Origin of the sequence: Gluconobacter wancherniae NBRC 103581 (assembly GCF_007988885.1) — a bacterium.
Classification (GTDB): domain Bacteria; phylum Pseudomonadota; class Alphaproteobacteria; order Acetobacterales; family Acetobacteraceae; genus Gluconobacter; species Gluconobacter wancherniae.
Window position 1 is genome coordinate 594,414 of sequence record NZ_BJUZ01000002.1, and the last position, 20,853, is coordinate 615,266.

Annotated in this window: 17 protein-coding genes; 12 read left to right on the forward strand and 5 right to left on the reverse strand. The window is 55.7% G+C overall.

Going from position 1 to position 20,853, the window contains the following annotated elements:
- Window position 1: 1 nt before the first annotated feature.
- The 4 genes from leuS to GWA01_RS09810 all read left to right on the forward strand — a co-directional run bounded on the left by leuS (window position 2) and on the right by GWA01_RS09810 (window position 5,110).
- Complete coding sequence (leuS, locus tag GWA01_RS09795; protein ID WP_146797051.1) at window positions 2–2,605, forward strand: leucine--tRNA ligase; 2,604 nt, start codon at window positions 2–4, stop codon at window positions 2,603–2,605.
- Between the two features lie 2 nt (window positions 2,606–2,607).
- Window positions 2,608–3,288, forward strand: a complete 681-nt coding sequence (locus GWA01_RS09800) for a hypothetical protein (RefSeq protein WP_146797054.1) — start codon at window positions 2,608–2,610, stop codon at window positions 3,286–3,288.
- Window positions 3,288–4,289: a DNA polymerase III subunit delta gene (holA, locus tag GWA01_RS09805; RefSeq protein ID WP_146797057.1), complete on the forward strand. Its 1,002-nt coding sequence runs from the start codon at window positions 3,288–3,290 to the stop codon at window positions 4,287–4,289. Before GWA01_RS09800 ends, holA begins: the two co-directional genes overlap by 1 nt.
- 134 nt (window positions 4,290–4,423) lie before the next feature.
- Window positions 4,424–5,110, forward strand: a complete 687-nt coding sequence (locus GWA01_RS09810; protein ID WP_146797060.1) for a Fe2+-dependent dioxygenase — start codon at window positions 4,424–4,426, stop codon at window positions 5,108–5,110.
- Window positions 5,111–5,163: 53 nt separating this feature from the next.
- Here GWA01_RS09810 and GWA01_RS09815 read toward each other — a convergent pair whose 3' ends face one another.
- Complete coding sequence (locus tag GWA01_RS09815) at window positions 5,164–7,671, reverse strand: TonB-dependent receptor plug domain-containing protein (RefSeq protein WP_146797063.1); 2,508 nt, start codon at window positions 7,669–7,671, stop codon at window positions 5,164–5,166.
- A 185-nt stretch (window positions 7,672–7,856) separates the two neighbouring features.
- Between GWA01_RS09815 and GWA01_RS09820 the strand changes: the two genes are divergently transcribed.
- The gene (locus GWA01_RS09820; protein WP_146797066.1) at window positions 7,857–9,071 is read left to right on the forward strand and encodes an SMP-30/gluconolactonase/LRE family protein; all 1,215 of its coding nucleotides are present in this window, start codon (window positions 7,857–7,859) and stop codon (window positions 9,069–9,071) included.
- Window positions 9,072–9,183: 112 nt separating this feature from the next.
- Here GWA01_RS09820 and GWA01_RS09825 read toward each other — a convergent pair whose 3' ends face one another.
- The 4 genes from GWA01_RS09825 to minC form a co-directional block, all read right to left on the reverse strand.
- The gene (locus GWA01_RS09825; RefSeq protein WP_146797069.1) at window positions 9,184–9,540 is read right to left on the reverse strand and encodes a YidB family protein; all 357 of its coding nucleotides are present in this window, start codon (window positions 9,538–9,540) and stop codon (window positions 9,184–9,186) included.
- Between the two features lie 78 nt (window positions 9,541–9,618).
- Window positions 9,619–9,915 carry a cell division topological specificity factor MinE gene (gene minE, locus GWA01_RS09830; RefSeq protein ID WP_146797072.1) on the reverse strand — a complete coding sequence of 99 codons (297 nt, stop codon included), beginning with the start codon at window positions 9,913–9,915 and terminating at the stop codon, window positions 9,619–9,621.
- Window positions 9,912–10,730 carry a septum site-determining protein MinD gene (gene minD, locus GWA01_RS09835; RefSeq protein WP_146797075.1) on the reverse strand — a complete coding sequence of 273 codons (819 nt, stop codon included), beginning with the start codon at window positions 10,728–10,730 and terminating at the stop codon, window positions 9,912–9,914. The genes minE and minD overlap by 4 nt, the downstream gene beginning before the upstream one ends.
- Before the next feature lie 144 nt (window positions 10,731–10,874).
- The gene (gene minC / locus GWA01_RS09840) at window positions 10,875–11,609 is read right to left on the reverse strand and encodes a septum site-determining protein MinC (RefSeq protein WP_228118489.1); all 735 of its coding nucleotides are present in this window, start codon (window positions 11,607–11,609) and stop codon (window positions 10,875–10,877) included.
- Between the two features lie 77 nt (window positions 11,610–11,686).
- On the opposite strand from minC, the gene fzlA reads away from it, so the two are divergent.
- The 7 genes from fzlA (at window position 11,687) to GWA01_RS09875 (ending at window position 20,851) form a co-directional block, all read left to right on the forward strand.
- Entirely contained in the window at window positions 11,687–12,355 is a 669-nt protein-coding gene (fzlA, locus tag GWA01_RS09845) for an FtsZ-binding protein FzlA (RefSeq protein WP_146797078.1), read from the forward strand.
- 10 nt (window positions 12,356–12,365) lie between these two features.
- On the forward strand, window positions 12,366–13,541 hold the full coding sequence (locus tag GWA01_RS09850) for a BaiN/RdsA family NAD(P)/FAD-dependent oxidoreductase (protein WP_146797082.1): 1,176 nt from the start codon (window positions 12,366–12,368) through the stop codon (window positions 13,539–13,541).
- A 134-nt stretch (window positions 13,542–13,675) separates the two neighbouring features.
- On the forward strand, window positions 13,676–13,921 hold the full coding sequence (locus GWA01_RS09855) for a hypothetical protein (protein WP_146797085.1): 246 nt from the start codon (window positions 13,676–13,678) through the stop codon (window positions 13,919–13,921).
- A gap of 58 nt (window positions 13,922–13,979) precedes the next feature.
- Complete coding sequence (locus tag GWA01_RS09860) at window positions 13,980–15,215, forward strand: DNA recombination protein RmuC (RefSeq protein WP_146797088.1); 1,236 nt, start codon at window positions 13,980–13,982, stop codon at window positions 15,213–15,215.
- A 160-nt stretch (window positions 15,216–15,375) separates the two neighbouring features.
- Window positions 15,376–16,104 (forward strand): response regulator transcription factor, encoded by a 729-nt coding sequence (locus tag GWA01_RS09865; RefSeq protein ID WP_146797091.1) that lies wholly within the window; start codon window positions 15,376–15,378, stop codon window positions 16,102–16,104.
- Window positions 16,091–17,512: a sensor histidine kinase gene (locus GWA01_RS09870; protein ID WP_146797094.1), complete on the forward strand. Its 1,422-nt coding sequence runs from the start codon at window positions 16,091–16,093 to the stop codon at window positions 17,510–17,512. The genes GWA01_RS09865 and GWA01_RS09870 overlap by 14 nt, the downstream gene beginning before the upstream one ends.
- A gap of 171 nt (window positions 17,513–17,683) precedes the next feature.
- Window positions 17,684–20,851 (forward strand): efflux RND transporter permease subunit, encoded by a 3,168-nt coding sequence (locus tag GWA01_RS09875; RefSeq protein ID WP_146797097.1) that lies wholly within the window; start codon window positions 17,684–17,686, stop codon window positions 20,849–20,851.
- Window positions 20,852–20,853: the final 2 nt, after the last annotated feature.

Sequence of the window (20,853 nt, forward strand, 5' to 3'; positions counted from 1 at the left end):
CATGAGCGACACGACCTCTACGACACCCGCTTTCGACTTCCATACCCGTGAGCCTTTCTGGCAGGCAGAATGGAAAAGCCGGAATTCATTTTCCGTACCTGATGTTCCACCAGCTGACCGGCCAAAATACTACGTGCTGGAGATGTTCCCATATCCGTCGGGACAGCTTCACGTAGGGCATGTGCGCAACTACGCGTTGGGTGACGTTGTCGCGCGGTATAAGCGCGCGCAGGGCTTTTCCGTGCTGCATCCGATGGGCTGGGATGCGTTTGGCCTGCCCGCCGAGAACGCCGCACGCGAGCGCGGCGTGCATCCGGGCAAGTGGACGATGGAAAACATCGCGACCATGCGCGGAACACTTCAGCGGCTTGGATTTTCGCTGGACTGGGATCGTGAAATTGCGACCTGCCAGCCTGAATATTACGGTCAGCAGCAGAAGCTGTTTCTGGACATGCTTGCTGGTGGCCTGGTCGAGAGAAGGGATTCGTCGGTCAACTGGGATCCGGTTGATGAAACCGTCCTGGCTAACGAGCAGGTTGTTGATGGTCGTGGCTGGCGCTCCGGCGCGCTCATCGAAAAGAAGACACTTTCACAGTGGTTTCTGAAGATTTCCGAATTCGCCGAGCCTCTGCTCGCCAGCCTGAAAGATCTGGATCGCTGGCCGGAGCGCGTGCGGACTATGCAGGAGCGCTGGATTGGGCGCTCTGAAGGTGCACGCGTTCGTTTTCCGCTGCACAATCCTCCAGAGGGTTTTGACACGGATCTGGACGGCATCGAGGTTTTTACCACGCGTCCTGACACCCTGTTTGGTATGAGTTTTGTCGGTATTGCCGCAGACCATCCGGTTGCGTTGCATGTTGCCAAAAATAATCCGGAAGCTCTTGCCTTCATCGAAGAATGCCGTCGTCTTGGCACGTCCGAAGAAGTCATCGAGGCTGCTGAAAAAAGGGGCTTTGATACCGGACTCCGTGTTTCCAATCCTCTCGACCCTGAGACGAGTGTTCCTGTCTGGATCGCAAATTTCGTTCTGATGGATTATGGAACGGGTGCAGTTTTCGGTTGCCCATGTGGTGATCAGCGCGACCTTGATTTTGCGCGGAAATACGGTTTGCCCGTGCCTTCCGTCATTCTTCCTGTCGGAGAAGATGCAGACTCATTTGAAGTGGGCGCGAAAGCGGTCACGGGAGATGCAACACTTTACAACTCTGGTTTTCTGGACGGGCTCGATACGGCTTCTGCGAAGAAGGCATCGATAGAGCGTCTGGAAGGGTTGGGCGTTGGGCACAGCGTCGTCAATTGGCGCCTGCGTGATTGGGGAATTTCCCGACAGCGTTACTGGGGCTGCCCCATTCCGGTAGTGCATTGCCCATCATGCGGTGCCGTGCCTGTTCCGGATGATCAGTTGCCGGTTGTCCTGCCCGAGGACGTTACCTTTGACCGTACGGGCAACCCGCTGGATCACCACCCCACCTGGAAGCACGTTTCGTGTCCCAATTGTGGTACGGCTGCGACCCGGGAAACGGATACATTCGACACTTTCGTCGATAGTTCGTGGTATTTTGCCCGCTTCACCAGCCCACATGCCGCGAACCCTACGGTCCCGGCCGCTGCAGATGGCTGGCTTCCCGTCGATCAGTATATTGGCGGTATTGAGCACGCTATCCTTCATCTGCTCTACGCACGCTTCTTTACGCGTGCGATGCACGAAACCGGACATCTGGGAATTGATGAACCGTTCGCGGGTCTTTTCACGCAGGGGATGGTGACGCACGAAAGCTATCGTGACGAAAAAGGCTGGCTATACCCCGAAGAGGTAGAGCGTCGTGGTGAAGACGTCGTTCGGCGTGACAATGGTGCGACCGTCAAGGTTGGGCGTTCTGAAAAGATGTCCAAATCCAAGCGGAACACGGTGTCCCCGGTCGCGATTATCGAGAAATTTGGGGCGGATACAGCACGCTGGTTTGTTCTTTCAGACAGCCCTCCCGAGCGTGACATGGAGTGGACGGCATCTGGTGTGGCGGCTGCAGCCCGTTTCGGGCAGCGCGTCCATCGTCTTGTGTCTTCGGTGGCAGCGCGTGATGCTGTAGACGCCGGGCATGAGGCTGCCGGAGATGACCTTCGACGGGTTACGCACCGTACCATCGCGGCTGTCACTGAAGCGCTCGAGGCTTTTACGCCCAACGTAGCAGTTGCGCGTCTTCATGAACTGACATCCGCACTTGCAGATGCCGATCGCAAAAATGATACCGGGCTGGCAGCCGCAAGAAGAGAAGCTGCCACGGCATTGACGCTGCTTTGTGCACCGATGATGCCACACCTTGCCGAAGACCTTATGGCGCTGCTCGAGCCAGAAGGTGCTCTGGTTGTGGAGCGTGCCTGGCCTCAGGCGATTCCAGAATGGCTTGCCGTGCAAAGTGTTACGATCGGTGTGCAGGTTCTTGGCAAGCTGAGAGGTACCATTCAGATGGCTCCAGATGCACCCAAGGACGAAGTTCTGGCTGCTGCGAAGGCTGAGCCGAATGTCGCACGGGCTCTTGAAGGTAAACGCCTGGTCAAGGAAATCCATGTGCCGAACCGCATTGTAAACTTTGTGGTGGCGGGCTGATCATGACACGCATCCCCTGTCTTTCCCTGCTGGGGCTTTTGGGTCTTTCCGGTTGTGGATTTGCTCCTCTTTACGCTCAGGGAGGAGGGGGGCAGGTGGACGTCTCTCATGAACTGCAGAGGATCTACGTTCAGAACATTCCCAGCCGCTATGGCCAGGAAATGCGTCTGGCGCTGCAGAAAGATCTGGGCGGATCTGCTCCTGAGCAGCCGGATGGTTACACGCTGCAGGTAGGTGGAAGTGCTGCTCAGGAAGCCATCGACATTCACGGCGATAACACTGCCGGCCGTATGCGTATTTCTGGGTCAGCCCATTGGAGGCTGTTTACCGTCGAGCAGTTCCCAAAGCTGTTGGCCGAAGGAGATACGCGGGTACTGGACGGATATAATGCGACATTCGAGCAGTATTTTGCCCAGACCCTGAACAGTGAGAGTTCGACGGGACGTGTTGCGGAAGCTTTGGCCCAAAACATGACACAGCAGATTGGTGTCTGGTTCCGCTCTCACATTCAGCCCGGTCATGCGGCGGAGGCAGCGCTTCCGCGCTTTGCCGATCCGGATGCCATGCCGTCTGATCACGGAACTGTCTCGCATCAGGCTGGCGCGGATGGCTTCCCTGCTTCTGCTACGGGACGTCTGAACAACAGCACGTCAACAACGTCCGCTGCGGATCCGAACGACTGATGAAAATCGACGCTCGCAGTATTGTGCGGACGATCGAGGAGGCCGGTTCCTGGAGAGCAATTCTTCTCTACGGAGAGGATTCAGGCCTTATCCGGGAGCGGGCTTCGCGCGCTGTTGGTTTGGTAGCCGGGGCACTGGATGATCCGTTCCGTGTCGCGCAGCTCGATCGGGAGACCCATGAGCGTCTTGAGGAAGAAGCGACTGCATTTTCACTCATGGGTGGGCGACGTGTCGTCTGGGTGCGGGATGCGCAGGACAGTTTAACAGCGTCCCTGACCCGGTCACTGGAAACAGAAACCGACACACTGATCGTGATTGAAGCCCCAGGTCTGGCTTCACGGTCTAAGCTGAGAGCCCTGGCTGAAGGGCGGAAAAATGTTGCGTCGATTGCATGCTATCCGGAAGAGGGGCGGGCGCTCTCTCAAACAGTGACAGATGCCCTTTTGGCAGAGAATGTGCGTATCGACCGCGATGCTTTGGCGTGGCTTCTTGGCCGACTGGGCTCGGATAGAGGTGGCGTGCGTGGCGAGATTGAGAAGCTGATTCTCTACGCAGGATCCAACGGAAAACTTGATATCGACGCGGTTCAGGACTGCGTAGGGGATGCAGGCGGCAGTTCGCTGGAAGATGCGGTATATGCGGCACTCTCCGGGGACCGGGCGGGCGCCGATCGGGCGTTGGAACGAGCGCTTGCTGATGGTGCCAATCCTGTTGCAGTAGCGCGCGCTGCATTGGGTGTGCTGGTAAGGTTGCAGCGCGTAGCACTTGCTATACAGGCTGGTCAGTCTCGCGTGGAAGCGGTGCGTAACCTCAAACCACCCGTTTTTTTTAAACGCACGGATGCCTTCAACCGCGCATTAGAACGATGGTCAGTTGGGGCTCTCTCACGGGCCGCTGATGAGACGCAGGCTTATGAGCTTGCTTGCAAACAAAGTGGCACCCCCGACATGGCGTTATGTCGCCGCCATATTGCGTCTTTGTGCGTGGCTCGCAGAGCCTGATGCTGAAGCGATCGGCTCCCGGTTTAAATAGACACTTTAGTTGCAAATGATATCCAATCTCATTTATGGGACATCTTAACTAAGACTGCTCTCCGGCGCTGCTCTGCCGCTTTAAGGGCCTGAGGTATTTTATCATGCTGCTCCACATACCTTCCGTGCTTTCCCGTGACGATCTTTTGCACATTCGCAGTCAACTTCAGACTGGCGAATGGGTCGATGGGCGAGGAACGGCTGGTTCTCAATCTGCTCAGGCAAAGCGTAATTTGCAGATTGCACCCGAAAGCGAGTTGGGGCGCGAGCTCTCAACGTTCATTTTGCGAAAGCTCGGAACGAACCCGCTTTTTAACAGTGCCGTATTGCCATTGCGTGTCGTCCCTCCGCTTTTCAACCGGTACGACGTTGGCATGCGCTTTGGTGCGCATGTGGACAATGCGCTGCGGCCTATACCTTCCAGTGGGGGGCAACGTATCCGGACAGATGTCTCCAGTACGCTCTTCCTCAGCGGCCCGGATGAGTATGAGGGGGGTGAGCTCCTGATCCATGATTCGTCTGGAGAACAGGCGATAAAACTGCCTGCGGGGGACATGATTGTCTACCCAACGACCGCTTTGCATTCGATATCCGAAGTGACGCATGGAAGCCGGTGGGCCTCATTTTTCTGGACGCAGTCACTCATACGATCGCAGGAACAACGCACTGTCCTGTTCGATCTGGATCAGAGCATCATGGAGTTGAGTCGCCGAGTTGGGGCAGATGATCCGGACGTGCTGCGACTGACAAACGTGTATCACAATTTGCTGCGGATATGGTCCGAACTTTGATCAGTGCTATCTGCCCGCAGCGATAAAAGCAGCGGGCAGATATTGATTGAAAATCAGAAGCGGGCAGATACATCAAGGTAGTAATAGCCACCATTGATGCCAAGCTGTGATGTGCTCATATAGTATTTGGGCGCGCCGAGATAACGGTTGGCAACAGGAACAGCCGACGGGAATTTGGCGAAGATATTGTTTCCGCCAAGTGTCACACTCCAGTGGCGCGCAAAATTATACGTAACAGACGCATTCGTTGTCCATTTGGGCGAATTCTGGAATTGCAGGTACTTGGTTGTCGAGAACGCATTAGGGCCTGTGTAGTAAGTCAGCTGAGACGTTGTCTGACCATATCGGATTTCATGAACAGAGACCGACCATGCACGACCAGGAGAGTGCCAGAGGCCACCAAAAATAATCTTGCTGCGGGGGTAAGCCGTCGTCAGGTAAGCGATTGACTGGGTGTTCAGAAGGGGGCTTCCGTCCGTGCCATCTGCCTGATGGCGCAGGCGGGTGCGATTGAGGTTAATCGCAACGTCCCAGTCGACATGGCCATATTGACCAAACTCGCTCGGATAATTAGCCGTTAGATCCAGACCCTGGGTGCGCGTCGTTGCGACGTTGGCGAACCAGTGCGTGGACAACTGGCCCGACGTCCAGCTTTCAGAACCTGCGGGCAGCCCAAAGCCGTCTGCGCTCAGGGCGTTGTAGGCCTGCTGACCGTAAACGTTGCCACCGGGCATGATGCGGTCACGTAGATCAATCTGATAAACATCGACCGTCACATGGAGCTTATGGATCGGCTCGACGATAATGCCGCCTTCAGCGCTCGTGCTGTGTTCCGGCTTCAGGGCTGATGCACCGTTTGCCAGCGCGCCCGGCGAGTTTACGGCAATCAGGCCGCGTGCAGCAGTTGGGGAAATGGCAAGAGCTGAGTAGTGCTCTTGAGCCAGAGTAGGCGCGTGGAAGCCATTGCTGAACGTCCCGCGTATTGCGAAGCGCGGGCTGAAATCATAACGCGTGGAGACCTTGCCGGTCTGTGTGTTGCCGACATCCGTGTAGTGCTCCGCACGTCCGGCAAGATCCACCTGCCAGTGCTTCATCAGATGTGTCGAGATATCCAGATAGCCTGCTGCAACATCACGGCTGAAATTGCCTGCATTCCCGGCATTGGTGCCGGACAGGGCGTCTGAGCCGCTGCCATAAAGACTGTCTGCGGAGCCTGTTCCGATCGAATAGGCCTCATAACGGTAGGACGCGCCGCCAGCCACGTTGATTGCGTAAGGCCATACGGACGTATGAAAATTTCGACTGATATCAACGCTGTTGGTCCACTGGGTGCTGTTGTACCCCTGGGCATCGAAGTTTGTCGGGGTGCGGCCAGTCGCGCTGTTCAGCGAAAGGTTTGCTGAGTTGGCAACGCCAATATCGTTGAAGTCACGCCCATAAACGGATGAGACATCCCAGTGCCATCCTGCCAGCGTGCCCTTGAGACCAGCTGTCAGCTCATAGTCATTTTCATTAATCGTCTCGAGTGGGGAATAGCCCCACGGGTAAATCGCAGCGTAGCCCGGATATGCACTGAGTGAGCTTGGAACGCGGTAATTCTGATAGGATTGCGCGTAACGATGGGCGTAAGTGGCCGTCGCATAGGCCTGCACGTTGTCTGTGATATCGTAGCCCGCATTGATTGCAATGCTTTCACGGGTCTGTTCGGGCTGGCTGAGTACGTTATTGTCATACCGACCGGTACGGCTGTCGGCGCCTGATCGGTAAGTGTGATCCTGATGAACGAAATCTCCGCCGATATGAACGAAGCCCCGATTATGGATGTTGAAGCCACCATCAAGGAAGACGCCTTGCTGGAAGCCATCTCCCTCGCTCGTTATTCCGCTGTTGGAGCGCATCGTCAGGCCATTTGCCTGCTTCTTCAGGATGATGTTAACCACCCCGGCAACTGCATCCGAACCGTATTGAGCGGAGGCGCCGTCACGAAGAACTTCGATATGATCGATGGAGGCCATCGGGATCATGTCGATATCAACAGGCGTTGCACCCTGCATCGGGCCCGGATCTGCATAGATGTTGGCCGTGGTATGCCGACGTTTCCCGTCCACCAGCACCAGTGTCTCGTTCGGGTTCAGGCCGCGTAGGCTGATGGTGTCCGTGAGTGCGCCCGTATCAAAGCCGCCTGTTGGCGTGGTGACGGAGGGGAGCAGCAGCGCCATTGCATCGCGCAGTGTCGGCTGGCCTGTGGCGGTAAGCTGGCGGCTGGTCACGACATCAACTGGCGATACGGAATCGCGTGCTTTTTTGCCGAATTCACGCGTTCCCGTAACGATAACTGCCTCGCTTCCGCCTGAAACGTCGGTGATGGCCGGGCGGGTTTTTGCAGCAGTCACGGGTCGGTGAATGGGGGCTGGCGGCACAGACTTTACATGCCGTGGCGCGTGCGTTGTCTGTTCGGAAGTAGTTGCTGCGCATGCTTCACCTGCGGCAACCAAAAAGGAGGAGCCGAGCAGGGAAGTGCCGAGAAGGGCCGCGTGGCGACGAGAAAACCGAACAGTCACAGTAAACTTCTTTTTTCTATAGTGAAATAGGAATTAGCCATCCTGCATTCGTGTTGTTGCATGGTCAACATAATTTTCTTCATACGGAACGTTCAAAACACGCATTTTTTCGTGTTGGAAAAAGCATTTCTGGTTCTGTCGCGTTGTCGCAATATGACACGTGCATCTCTATGGGAGTTCTAGACTTGAAACGACGTCATTTCCTTCGCTCTGCGTCTGTGGCGCCAATTTCTCTTGCTGCTCCCTTTGCCATTTCAGCAGCGAAAGCTGAGGGAAATCAGGACAACGGCACTGAGCCTTATGGAAGCTTTGAGGAGGTGGCGCGGTTTGAAGGTCCCGGGCCTTCGGGTATTGCTGTCTTGCCAAATGGTCGTATTTTTGTTGGTTTTCCGCGGCATGCAGTCGATCATAAGGGCGCGACTCTTGGTGAACTGGTGGGGGGGGAAGTGGTTCCTTACCCCTCGGCAGGGATCAGTCTTCCAAGCACCGCATCACCCGCAGAATGTTTGGTTTCCGTTCACGGCATGACAGTGGACCGGCAGGGGCGGCTGTGGCTGATTGATGACGGTAAGCGGGCAGGGCACCCTTTGCAGCCAGGTGCAGCAAAGGTGGTTTGTATTGATCCTGCAACCAATACGATTGTTCATAATGTGGTTCTTAAGGTGCCCGCCCTGTTGCCAGATAGTCACATGAATGACCTCCGGGTCAGTCTGTCGCATGGGTCCGAGGGGACGGTGTTCGTAACTGATTCTTCTTTCGGCACGAAGCCCGGGCTGGTGGTGGTGGATGTTGGCTCAGGGAAGGCCCGGCGTGTTCTTACACAAAGCTCTGCCATACTTCCCGAAGCGGGTTTCCTGGCAATCGTGGAAGGTGTCCCGCGCCAGTACCTGCCAAAGCATCCGCAGCTTGTTTCCGGGGGCGTCGACGGCATCGCAATAACGAAAGATGAGAAAACGCTCTATTTTGCGCCGCTGACGAGCCGGAAACTTTACAGCATCCCAGTAGATATCCTGTCTGATCCGACGTCTGACGACAAAAAGCTTGAGGCCGCCATTCGATATGAGGGCGAGAAAGGTGTCGCGGATGGTCTGGATTTCGACTCTCATGATCGTCTGTACACAACAAATTACGAGCATGACTGCATTCTGCGCCGGAATGTAGATGGCTCTTTTGAACTGATGCTCCGCGATCCAAGGGCGCTGTCGCCAGATGGAATTTTTGCTGCCTCAGACTATGTTTATTGTACATTCGGGCAATGGAACCGTCTCGCATCCTTCAACGAGGGGCATGATATGCGCGTCCCGCCGTACCTGCTTGTCCGCTTCCCCATTGAAGCTCCGCAGCCCTACAACGCCTTGCCGGAGAGTGCCGAAGAGAAGCCGGGCATCCCAAGAGACTGAGGTTTATGCCGAAATAGGGCACCACTCCTGACTTTTTCAAAGATGAGATCATAAAAAAGCCCCGCAGCTGAATTTGCTGCGGGGCTTTTTTTTATACTGGTAAAGCAAAAAATCAGGCGGTGTGATCTGGTGCCGCGTCCTGTGTGTGGCTGTCGACTGCAGATGGCAGAAGCTGCGCAAGGGCAGGAAGCACTGCAGATGCAGGTAGGCCAGTCTTGGAAACCAGCATCTGAACCTGCTGGTCTGTCAGCAGATTGCGCAGTTCGTCTGCTGTAATCGGAAGGTTTTCGCCACTGCCGATCCAGGAACGAATTTTGTCTTCCAGGCCAGCATTTTTCGCTTGGGAGATCAGCATGTTCAGGCCTTCGCCTTTCAACATATCGCCGAAACTGCCGCCTAGTTTGTCTCCGAGCTGGCCGCCAAGTGCGCCCATTGCGGAATTCATGATGTTGCCAAAGAAACCGCTCATCTGCGTGCCCCTGAAAAATACGAAACATGCAGCCAGCGAAGAGAGGAGGCTGCATCATTGGAAGACGTGGAAACGGATTTAGGCCCGCTGACGTTCCCCGCCGGATTTCTTTAAAAGCTCCTGAGGAACTTCCACGTCAATTTCCAGCATGGAGCAACCGCTTGTGCGATCCACCTTGATCTGGACCTTGTCCTGATCAACCGCGATGTGACGCGCAATAACTGCCATGATTTCCTTGTGCAGCTTTTGAATCAGCTCGGAATCACCGCTTTCACCCGCCCCACGTTCGTGGGCAAGCAGGATCTGGAGGCGATCACGGGCGACCGCACTGCTGGACTGCTGGCGTTTGGCAAACAGGTTTCCGAGAAAGCTCATGCGACCCTCTTCTTGTTGAAGAGCCAGTCAAAGATCCCACGCTTCTCGACTGGAACCGAAACGTCGATCTTTTCACCGGCCAGGCGACGGGCGGCTTCGAAATAGGCGCGGGCAGGCATGCTGTCGGGAGCTGCGAGCGTAACTGGTGCACCGACATTCGAAGATTTCAGGACGTCCTCGCTCTCCGGCACAATGCCTAGAAGCGGAATAGAAAGAATTTCGAGTACGTCTTCAACGCTCAGCATTTCCTTGCGAGCGGCGCGGGCCGGATCGTAGCGCGTGAGGAGGAGATGCTTCTCCATGTGCTCACCACGCTCGGCGCGTGCAGTTTTGCTGTCCAGCATTCCAATGATGCGATCCGAATCACGAACCGAGCTGACCTCCGGGTTCGTGACGATCACGGCCTGGTCTGCATGGTACATTGCAAGCTGCGCGCCGCGTTCGATACCAGCCGGGCTGTCACACAGGACCCAGTCGAACTTTTCGCGAAGTTCGTCCATGACGCGTGCCACACCCTCGGGGGTCAGTGCGTCTTTGTCCCGGGTCTGGGACGCGGGCAGAATGGACAGGGTTTCGCAACGTTTGTCACGGATTAGTGCTTGTGAGAGCCGTGCATCACCCTGAACGACATTGATGAGGTCGAACACAACGCGGCGTTCCGCACCCATGACCAGATCAAGGTTTCGAAGCCCGACGTCAAAATCCACGACGGCCACGTTCTGGCCGCTCTGCGCGAGAGCAGCACCGAGGGCGGCGGTAGATGTTGTCTTGCCGACGCCACCCTTGCCGGAGGTGACAACCAGGACCTTCGCCATGAATACTCCAAAAACTCTGTTACGGCCCTGTCTGGCCGTCTGTCGCGCGGACTGCGCTTATGCGTTCAGTCTATGGAAACCTTATAGGGTCCGGCAACAGGTGAATAAAGGCGGTTCCGAGGCAACCATGGAAAAAAGCTGTTTTTAGGACAAAAGTGGAATGACGCTCACGCGGTCTTCATCGAGTACTGCCTGAGCGGGACGTCCGGAAAGAGAGGCGTCGATGTCCTCGAAGACGGCGTAATAGCCATCGATCGCCAGAAGCTCTGCTTCAAGGCGGGATGCAAATATCCGAACCTTTGAATTGCCGCCAACGCCTGCAATCGCGCGGCCCCGCAGTGTCCCGTAAATGTGGATTGATCCCGCGGCCACTATCTCAGCGCCGGACGAGACGGATCCAAGTACGACGATGTCACCATGCAGATGCTGAATGGACTGCCCGGAGCGGATCGCCCCATTCAGAATGAGAGTTTCCGCGGGCGTAGCGGGGAGAGCGGTAGGGGTAGCAGCAGCATCGTCCGGTATCTCGACGGCACCTGAGGCCCGACCACCATCAAAACTTTCCGGCCACTCCCAGTTGGCAAGTGCGGGCCAGCTGCGATCTCCACCCTCAATGCCAATCAGTCGTACTCCGCGGCTTCTGAGTTCATCCAGCAGGCTTGCAAGGCCGGGCTCTCTGGCGCCCAGAAGGCCCAGGTCCAGAATAACCGGTTTACCGCTGAAGAAAGAGCCGGATCGGGCGATCTGCTGATCGAGACCATCAAGCCACTGTGCGAGAGGGGCCTCCGGTGAAAGGACCAGTGCAAGAAATGACCGTCCGCGTGCACGGATTCGCATTGGTGCGCTTTGTGAAGAGACGGAAGCGGAGGGATCGATCATGGAAAATTCGCTGGACCTGTACCGGATAGCCCGATGTGCTCTTGTTGCACGGGCCTTGGCTGACATAGAAAGTGAGGATGCGTATCCTGCATCACCTTCCACTGTCTCCGCAATGCCGACAGGTCCGTCTCGTGCTCGGCGAGAAGCGACTGCCCTATGAACCTGTGATCGAACGGGTGTGGGAGCGGCGCGAGGAATTCCTTCATCTTAACCCTTCGGGTGAGGTTCCTGTCCTTGTCGAGGAAAATGGTCTCGCGATCCCCGAAGGGCGTGTGATCTGCGAATATCTAGACGAAGCCTATCCGGACACCCCGCTTATGGGCCGCACTCTTGCAGAGCGCGTCGAGACCCGCCGCCTGATGGCGTGGTTCGATACGAAATTTGCAGCCGAGGTCACGCGCAATCTTGTAGGTGAAAAGGTGGATAAGCGTCAGTTCGGACGAGGCCATCCTGACGGCAATGCTCTTCGTGCGGGTTACGCGAATATGCGTTTCCACATGGATTATATCGGCTGGCTGGCCGAAACACGGACCTGGCTTGCTGGGCCCGCGCTCTCCATGGCTGATTTCGCAGCGGCTGCACATCTTTCGGCTCTGGATTTTATCGGGGACGTGGACTGGTCCAAGGCTCCGGCTGCGAAAGACTGGTATGCACGGGTAAAATCCCGCCCCTGTTTCCGCAGTCTTCTTAATGATCGTGTCAGCGGGTTCAATCCTCCCGAACACTACGCAAATCTCGATTTCTGAGGAAACTGGCATGATCTGGGATGTTGTCGTTCTCGGCGCGGGCGCGGCGGGCCTTATGGCCGCAGCTACTGCCGGGCAGGGTGGTGCACGCGTGCTGGTTCTGGACCATGGCCCAGAGCCAGGGCGCAAAATCCTCATATCTGGCGGGGGGCGCTGCAACTTCACGCACATGGACACCAGCCCGAACTGTTTTTTGTCCCAGAACCGTCACTTCGCACGCTCAGCGCTTGCCCGTTATACGCCCAAGAACTTTCTGGAGCTTGTAGAGCGTCACCGGATCGCTTGGCACGAAAAAGCCAAAGGACAGCTTTTCTGTGACGGTTCTGCGAGACAGATCGTCGAAATGCTCGTCTCTGAAGCACATGATGCGGGCTGTACGCTCTGGATGGACACCCGGATCACGGATGTTGAGCGTGAGGGGGAAGAGTTCCGGGTCGTGACGGACCATGCGGAAATCAGAACCCGGAAAGTCATTCTGGCAACGGGCGGTCTGTCTATTCCCAAACTCGGGGCGTCGGATCTGTCGCTTCGTCTGGCAAAGCGCTTTGGCCTGAAACTTGTCGAGACTGCTCCTGCTCTTGTGCCCCTGATTCTGGCAGATGCTGACCCCTCACTTGCGGGTGTTTCCCTCAATGTTGCTGCTCGTGGTCATGGTAAGGCCGCACGCTTCGAAGACGGAATGGTCTTTACGCATCGGGGGCTCTCGGGGCCGGCTATCTTGCAGGCTTCATCATATATGGAAGCCGGAAAGCCCGTCGAAATTGATCTTTTGCCGGGACGTGACGTGTTTCAGATGCTGCTCGATATCAAAAAAGCGCGTCCCAAAGCTCTGCCGCCATCCCTTCTTGAAGCGCTTCCGTCCCGGCTGGCAAAAGAGCTGGCTTCGGATCTTGGAGATGTGATGTTGGCCAATCAGCCGGATCGTCAGTTGAAGGCGCTTGCCGAGCGGGTATCGCGCTGGACCTTTCTGCCCGCGGGAACAGAAGGGTATGCAAAGGCCGAGGTCATGCGTGGGGGAATCGATACGCGTGGTTTGTCTTCGCAGACAATGGAAGCCCGCGATGTGCCAGGTCTTTATGCAATCGGTGAGGCTGTTGATGTAACGGGCTGGCTTGGTGGCCATAATTTCCAATGGGCTTGGGCGAGTGGAGTTGCGGCTGGTAAAGCAGCTGCGGGCGTCGTCTGAATTTCTGAATCCGTTCGGGCGTCACGATCTGGACATGTCGCCAGGATAGGCTTGATGGGCGCGATAGAACTTCGGTCCCTGTCAGTCGTTTCCGTTGCCGCACTATCTCTTACTGTTTTCATGGGGAAGCAATCATGTCCCGTTCCATTCTTCGGACTACTCTGAGCGCCGCTGCCGGTCTGTCGTTCCTTGGCCTTGGAGCCTGTGTCGGAACTGCCGCTCCGGGGCCTGTGGCGCCGGGCACTCCGGTTGCCGGGTATGGCTATACCTGCAAGGCGGGCATTTACACGTGCAAGATGCCGACCCAGGTTCCGCTGGGTGCGCCATGTTCGTGCCCCGGTCTCGGCGCTGCCAGCTATGGAAATATCCATCAGCCCTGATCTGCTAATCTCTACGCGTCCGTTGGCCGTTGCGTAATGGGCGCGTAGAAGAGTTGTCATGCAGGACGGATCATTTGGTTTAGTGCAGTTTTTACCATGGCTCATCGCGATATTGTCCATGGGGATCGCCGCTGTTGCGCTCTTGCGTGGCGGTGGAGGCCATGGTGTTACAAGGCTTCTGGAGCGGGAAGCACGTGATCGCGCGCAGGATGCTGAATATCAGCGTGCTCATCTCGCCGATGTGGAGCGCGTTATTGCGGGGCGTCTGGAGCAATTGCGCCTTGAAACCAGCGAGCGACTTGGGACGCTGACGCAGCGCATAGGGCATGATCAGGCAGAGGCAAGGCTCCTGATTTCCGATGCATTGCGAGAGATGAGCCAGAGCCAAAGCGAGCAGATTGAACGTATCCGCATCACCGTGAATGAACAGCTTCACGGGGCCGTTGAAAAGCAGATGCAGAGCAGCTTTCAACGTGTAGTCGAGCAGTTCAGCGCCATGCAGAAAGCGCTGGGCGAGGTCACCAGCGTTACGGCGCAGATTGGCGATTTGAAACGACTCTTTTCCAACGTCAAAACACGTGGTGGATGGGGAGAGGCACAGTGTCGCGCTATTCTCGACGATATCCTGCCTGAGGGAAGTTACGATACGAATTTCCGTCTTGGGGCAAGCGGGAGTGAGGTTGTCGAATTTGCCGTGAAGATGCCTGTCCGTGGGGAAAACGCTCCCCGCCTCGCCATTGATAGCAAGTTTCCGACGGAGGCCTATGAACGCCTGCTGAATGCGTCCGAAATCAGCGATGTCGATGCAGAACGTGCGGCGCGAAAATCGCTTGAAACGTCCATCAAGTTTGAAGCTCGCAAGATTGCGTCCAAATATATTGTTCCTCCTGTGACGGTAGAATTTGCTGTTCTCTATCTTCCGACGGATGGCCTGTATGCCGAGATAGCGAGAATGCCCGGGGTTATTGATGAAATCGGACGATTATATCGTGTCATCATCATGGGGCCTTCACTTTTGCCAGCAATGCTTCGAACGGTGCATCTGGGCTATGTAACGTTGTCCCTTGAAGAGCGGACGGAAGCTATCGCCACCCTTCTGGGAGCAACGCGGCAGGAGATGCTGCGGATGGATCAGGTGCTGGAGCGTCTGCAGCGCAATGCCGGGACCATAGGAAATACCATTGAGGAAGCACGCCGCCGTTCCCGCGTTCTGGGGCGCCGCCTGAGAGCATTGGATGGTGTAGAGCCGTCGGAAGAAATTTCTGATGCAGGCCCTGCTGAGGAACTGCTCTGACGGCAAAGTGTTGTTGCCTTAGAACTATGATTGATCTGGCAGAACCGCTGCCAGATCAATGTCGTATGCTTTAAGTGAGTTCAGTTGCCAATTATTCATTTGTCCAAGGTTTAAAGCGATTTTAATGGGATGACAGACACTCTTCCCGCATGTGAGGATCATGAGCATGACGCCTGCACATGAACACGGGGCTGCCCGCCCTACCGATCCGATCGCACGGATTCTGTTGATCGAAGATGACGCGAGTATCGCGGCTGAAGTAGTCGACGAATTGAAAACCCGTGGATATGACGTTCGTCACGAAAATACGGGGCGCAAAGGGCTCGATGAAGGGCGCTCGCGGAAATACGATCTGATGATCGTGGATCGCATGCTTCCTGAGCTTGATGGCCTGAGCGTTATCGAGGCGCTGCGAGAGCAGAACATCACTGTTCCCGTTCTCGTTCTTTCTGCGCTGTCGGCGGTCGATGATCGCGTGAGTGGTCTCAAAGCGGGGGGCGATGATTACCTGACCAAACCTTTCGCGATGGAAGAGCTTGCTGCCCGTCTGGAGGCGCTGATGCGTCGCCCGAACGATAGCAGGGCGACAATGATTCATGTTGGTCCGCTATCGATGGATCTGATTGAGCGACGTGTTACCCGCGATGGCCGGGATGTGGAGCTTCTTCCTAGAGAGTTTCGTCTTCTGGAATACATGATGCGTAGGCCGGGCACCGTCCTGACGCGTACCATGCTTTTGGAGGATGTGTGGAATTATCGTTTTATCCCGCAGACTAACCTTGTGGACGTTCATATCGGGAAGCTCCGCCGAAAGGTTGACGGGCCGGGGGAGGCGCCTCTGATACACAGCATTCGTGGAGCAGGATTTAGTCTCCGTGTTCCAGGCTGATTTATTTCGGACGGCCACTTTCCGCCTGACACTTGCGTTTGTTGTGGCGATTATTTCGGGGATGCTGCTGCAGTTTGCGCTCGTATACGTCCAGATGAATGGATACGAGCTTGAGCGCTCCAACGACCTGCTGCAACGCGAAGCTGCCCTTCTGGTCCGAGAGACGCCTGAACAGCTTGAATATGAGGTGCGGGAGCGTAGCAAGACCGATTTGAGGGTTATTCTGAACGGCGCGGCTCTATTCGATCTCGATCATAATATGATTGTGGGTGATATAAAAACCTGGCCGCAGGGACTCACCTTGGCTTCGCGGCCGCAGCGGGTATGGATCGATCCGCCGGGCGATCGGGCGTACGAAATGCGCTTTCTTGCAATGGAGGTGCTAGGACCGCCTGGCAGTGACCATCGGATTCTGGTGCTCGCACGCTCCATGCATATGGCAGATGAGCTCCGCTATATCACAAAGCGTGCTGCCCTCATTTCTGTCGTTCCGATTGTCGTCTTTGCGTTGCTGGCGGGCATCTTCCTGAGCCATCGCGCTCTTGGCCGCGTGAAGGAAATGCATGAGGCCATAGACCTCATCATGGACGGCGATGTTCATGAACGCCTCCCTGCTGGTCGGGAGCAGGACGACCTCGAGCGGCTGGCGGGTTCAGTCAACCGGATGCTGGACAGACTCGAACATCTGCTTGATGAAATTCGAAATGTTGGCAACGATATCGCTCATGATCTGCGCACGCCACTCGCCCGTGTTCGTGCGAGGCTGGAGCGTGCTGCCGCTACGCCGCACGACGCGGAATATCTGAATGCGACGATCGCTCAGGCGACACTCGATCTTGATCAGTGTTTTTCGATCATCACGGCGCTGCTCAGGATTGGAGAAATCGAGAACGGTCGCCGTCGGGCAGGGTTCGCTCAGATGGATCTGAGTGCCCTGATTGCCGATATCGCGGATCTATACGAGCCGATTGCCGAGACTGAGGGTATTTCCCTTGCTGTGCATGGGATCAATCAGCCCATCACGCTTTATGGGGATGTTGATCTGCTTAATGAAGTGTTGGCTAACCTGATCGATAACGCCATTAAGTTCACGCCTGCGGGGGGAAGTGTCTCGGTCGCTGCAGGGGCACATGACGATGGGAAAATCTGGCTGAAAGTAACGGATACGGGGATCGGTATTCCGGAAGATGAACGAGAGGCCGTGGTCGGTCGCTTCTATCGTTCTGACAAAAGTCGGCATGTTCCCGGTAGTGGGTTGGGCCTGAGCCTGGTCTCGGCAATCCTCCGGTTACACGGTGCGACGTTACAGATTATGGCCAATCGTGAAGATATGAAAATGCCCGGTTCCGTATTTAGTGTGCTTTTCCCGGCGGTCTCTCACAATGACATTTCTGTGACATTTGGCTGAATTTTCACGTTTTTTGGCGTTCAGGATGTTTTTTAAACTCTAATTTGCTTGTTGTTGAGGGCATGTCCGATATGACTGACCCCGATTCAAAAGGGGATACCCGTTGAGACTCACAGGAACCGAGATCGCGAAACATTTGCGAGCTGGCCACGCTGAAGGCGCATACAGTTCATGAATGCTATCGTCGTTACCGCACTTAAGCGGCCATATACGTTTGTTGTTTTGTCCATTCTGATTCTGATCTTTGGAATCAGGGCTGCGATCTTTACGCCGACAGACGTTTTCCCAGACATCAAGATCCCGATTGTCGCCGCCGTCTGGTCCTATACCGGACTGATGCCGGAAGACATGTCAGGGCGTATCGTTTATTATTACGAGCGCTCTCTGACTGCGACTGTCAGCAACATCGAGCATATTGAAAGCTCATCCTATTACGGCCGCGGCATTGTGAAGATATTCTTCCAGCCGGGTACGGATACGGCAGTTGCGCAGACCCAGATCACATCGGTTTCGCAGACAGTCATCAAGCAGATGCCGACAGGGACGACGCCGCCCCTGATCCTCACTCTTGACGCTTCGTCGGTTCCTGTTCTGACACTCCAGGTCAATAATCCGACCATGTCAGGCTCAGACATCTACAATATGGCGTCGAACCTGATCCGTCCTGAGCTTGTCTCGGTCGCGGGTGCAGCCATTCCAAATCCCTATGGTGGTCTTGCGCCGGACATCATGGTGGACATCGACCCCATCAAGCTTCTCGCGCATCGTCTCTCTCCAGAGGACGTAGCGAATGCTCTGAACCGGCAGAATATTGTTCTTCCAGCAGGTGATCAGAAAGTTGGTCAGCTCGACTGGATGGTAAAGACCAACTCTGCACCCATCGACCTTGCGGTATTTAACCGGATGCCGATCAAGCAGGTTGGCAACTCGGTCGTGTATCTGCGTGATGTTGCGTGGGTCCACAGGGGCGGCCCACCGCAGATCAACGCCGTTCTGGTCAAGGGGCAGCAGGCCGTCCTTATTGTCATTCTCAAAAGTGGCAATGCCTCAACGCTTTCCGTGGTTTCCGGCATCAAGAAGCTGTTGCCTCAGATTGAAGCTACGTTGCCTGCAGGCAGTAGTGTGAATGTCCTTACGGATGCTTCCAGCTTCGTGAAGGATTCCGTGTTCGACGTGCTGCGCGAAATGGTTACCGCCGCTATTCTGACCAGTCTTACGGTGTTGCTCTTCTTGGGGTCGTGGCGTTCAACGGTCATCGTGGCCACATCGATTCCGTTGGCCATTCTCTGCGCAATTATTGGTCTGAGTATTTCGGGTCAGTCCATCAACGTGATGACGCTCGGCGGCCTTGCTCTTGCGGTCGGTATTCTTGTTGATGACGCGACCGTCATGATCGAAAATATCGATGCTCATCTTGAAATGGGCAAAGAGCTGGAAACGGCGATCATCGACGCTGCGAACCAGATCGTGATTCCGACATTCGTGTCCACGACCTGTATCTGCATTGTGTGGTTGCCGCTGTTTGAACTGACAGGTATCTCCGGCTGGCTGTTTATGCCGATGGCTGAAGCAATCATTTACGCAATGATCGCGTCTTTCATTCTGTCTCGTACGCTAGTCCCCACGATGGCGAACTGGCTGCTGGCGGCACAGGTGCGAATGCATCGTGACCCTGAATGGCACCATCGCAAAAAGAATATCTTCGGGCGCTTTCAGTCAGGCTTTGAGGCACGATTCACAGCGTTTCGTGAAGCCTATCAGCACGTCCTCGTTTCGCTGATCACCATCCGCGGCAGATTTGTTGGTCTGTTCATGTTGGCTGCTGTTGCCTCCATGTCTCTTCTGTTCTTCGTCGGGCAGGATTTCTTCCCGGAAATCAAATCCGGAACCATCCAGATGCACATGCGTGCGCCTGTTGGTACGCGTATCGAAGAGACCGGAAAAATCAGTGGGCTCGTCGAGAAGCGCATTCGTCAACTCCTACCGGGAGAAGTCGAAAACGTTGTGAACAACTGCGGCCTGCCATTCAGTCAGCTGAATCAGGCGATGGTGCCGTCCCCGACAACCGGATCTCAGGATTGCGACATCACGATTCAGTTGCATAACGACGAGAGTCCGATCCCGCAGTTCCGTCGCAAGCTGCGTAAGGGGCTGACCAATTCATTTCCGGGAACAATATTCACGTTCCAGCCAGGCGATCTGACGGCGAAGATCCTGAATTTTGGTCTACCATCTCCGCTCGATGTGCAGGTGGTTGGACGTAACCTTCATGGTAACTACGCGTTTGCAACTGGGCTGGCCCAGAAGCTGCGTCATATTCCGGGTATTGCGGACGTAACTGTCCAGCAGCCCATGACGCAGCCAACAATTCTGGTGAATAACCGTCGTAGCTATGCGCTGGGCACGGGGATCACCGAACAGGACGTCGCTTTCAACGCACTCGTGACGCTTTCAGGAAGTGCTCAGGTCGGGCAGACTTACTATCTAAACTCTCAGGGTACGTCTCAGCTGATCGATGTGCAGACGCCTGCTAACTTCCTTCAGACAATGAACGACCTAGAAATCGTTCCGATCGACAAGGGAGACGGCAATCCGTCTAACCAGAACCCACAGATTCTGGGGGCTCTGAGTGAGCTTGTTCAGACGGGTACACCTGCTGAAATCGCGCATTACAACATCATGCCCGTCTTTGACATCTACGCGTCCACTGAATCCATGGACCTTGGGACAGTGTCGCGGGCTGTCGAGCGTATTGTCGACAAGCAACGTCAATATCTCCCCCATGGTTCAACGATGGTCGTGCGCGGTCAGGCTGTGACCATGAACGACGCCTATGTGCAGCTTATTGGCGGCCTCGCGATGTCGATCGTCCTTGTTTATCTGATCATCGTTGTGAATTTTCAGTCCTGGCTGGATCCGTTTGTTATCATCACGGCGCTGCCGGGCGCTCTGGGGGGTATCTCCTGGAGCCTGTTCCTGACGCATACGCCGCTTTCGGTTCCGGCGCTGACAGGTGCCATCATGTGCATGGGTACAGCGACGGCGAATGCCATTCTCGTTGTTTCTTTTGCCAGAGAGCGGCTTGATCACCATGGTGACGTGCTGCTGGCAGCTCGGGAAGCTGGCTACGAACGTATTAGACCGGTCCTGATGACCGCACTTGCGATGATGATCGGCATGATTCCCATGTCCATCAGCAACTCTGACAACGCCCCCCTGGGTAAAGCGGTGATCGGCGGTCTGCTGATCGCAACGGTGGCAACACTGCTGTTCGTGCCCTGTGTTTTCGCCCTGATGCATTACAAGCGGCCTGCTGGGCCGGAAGGAGACCGCGCGTGAAC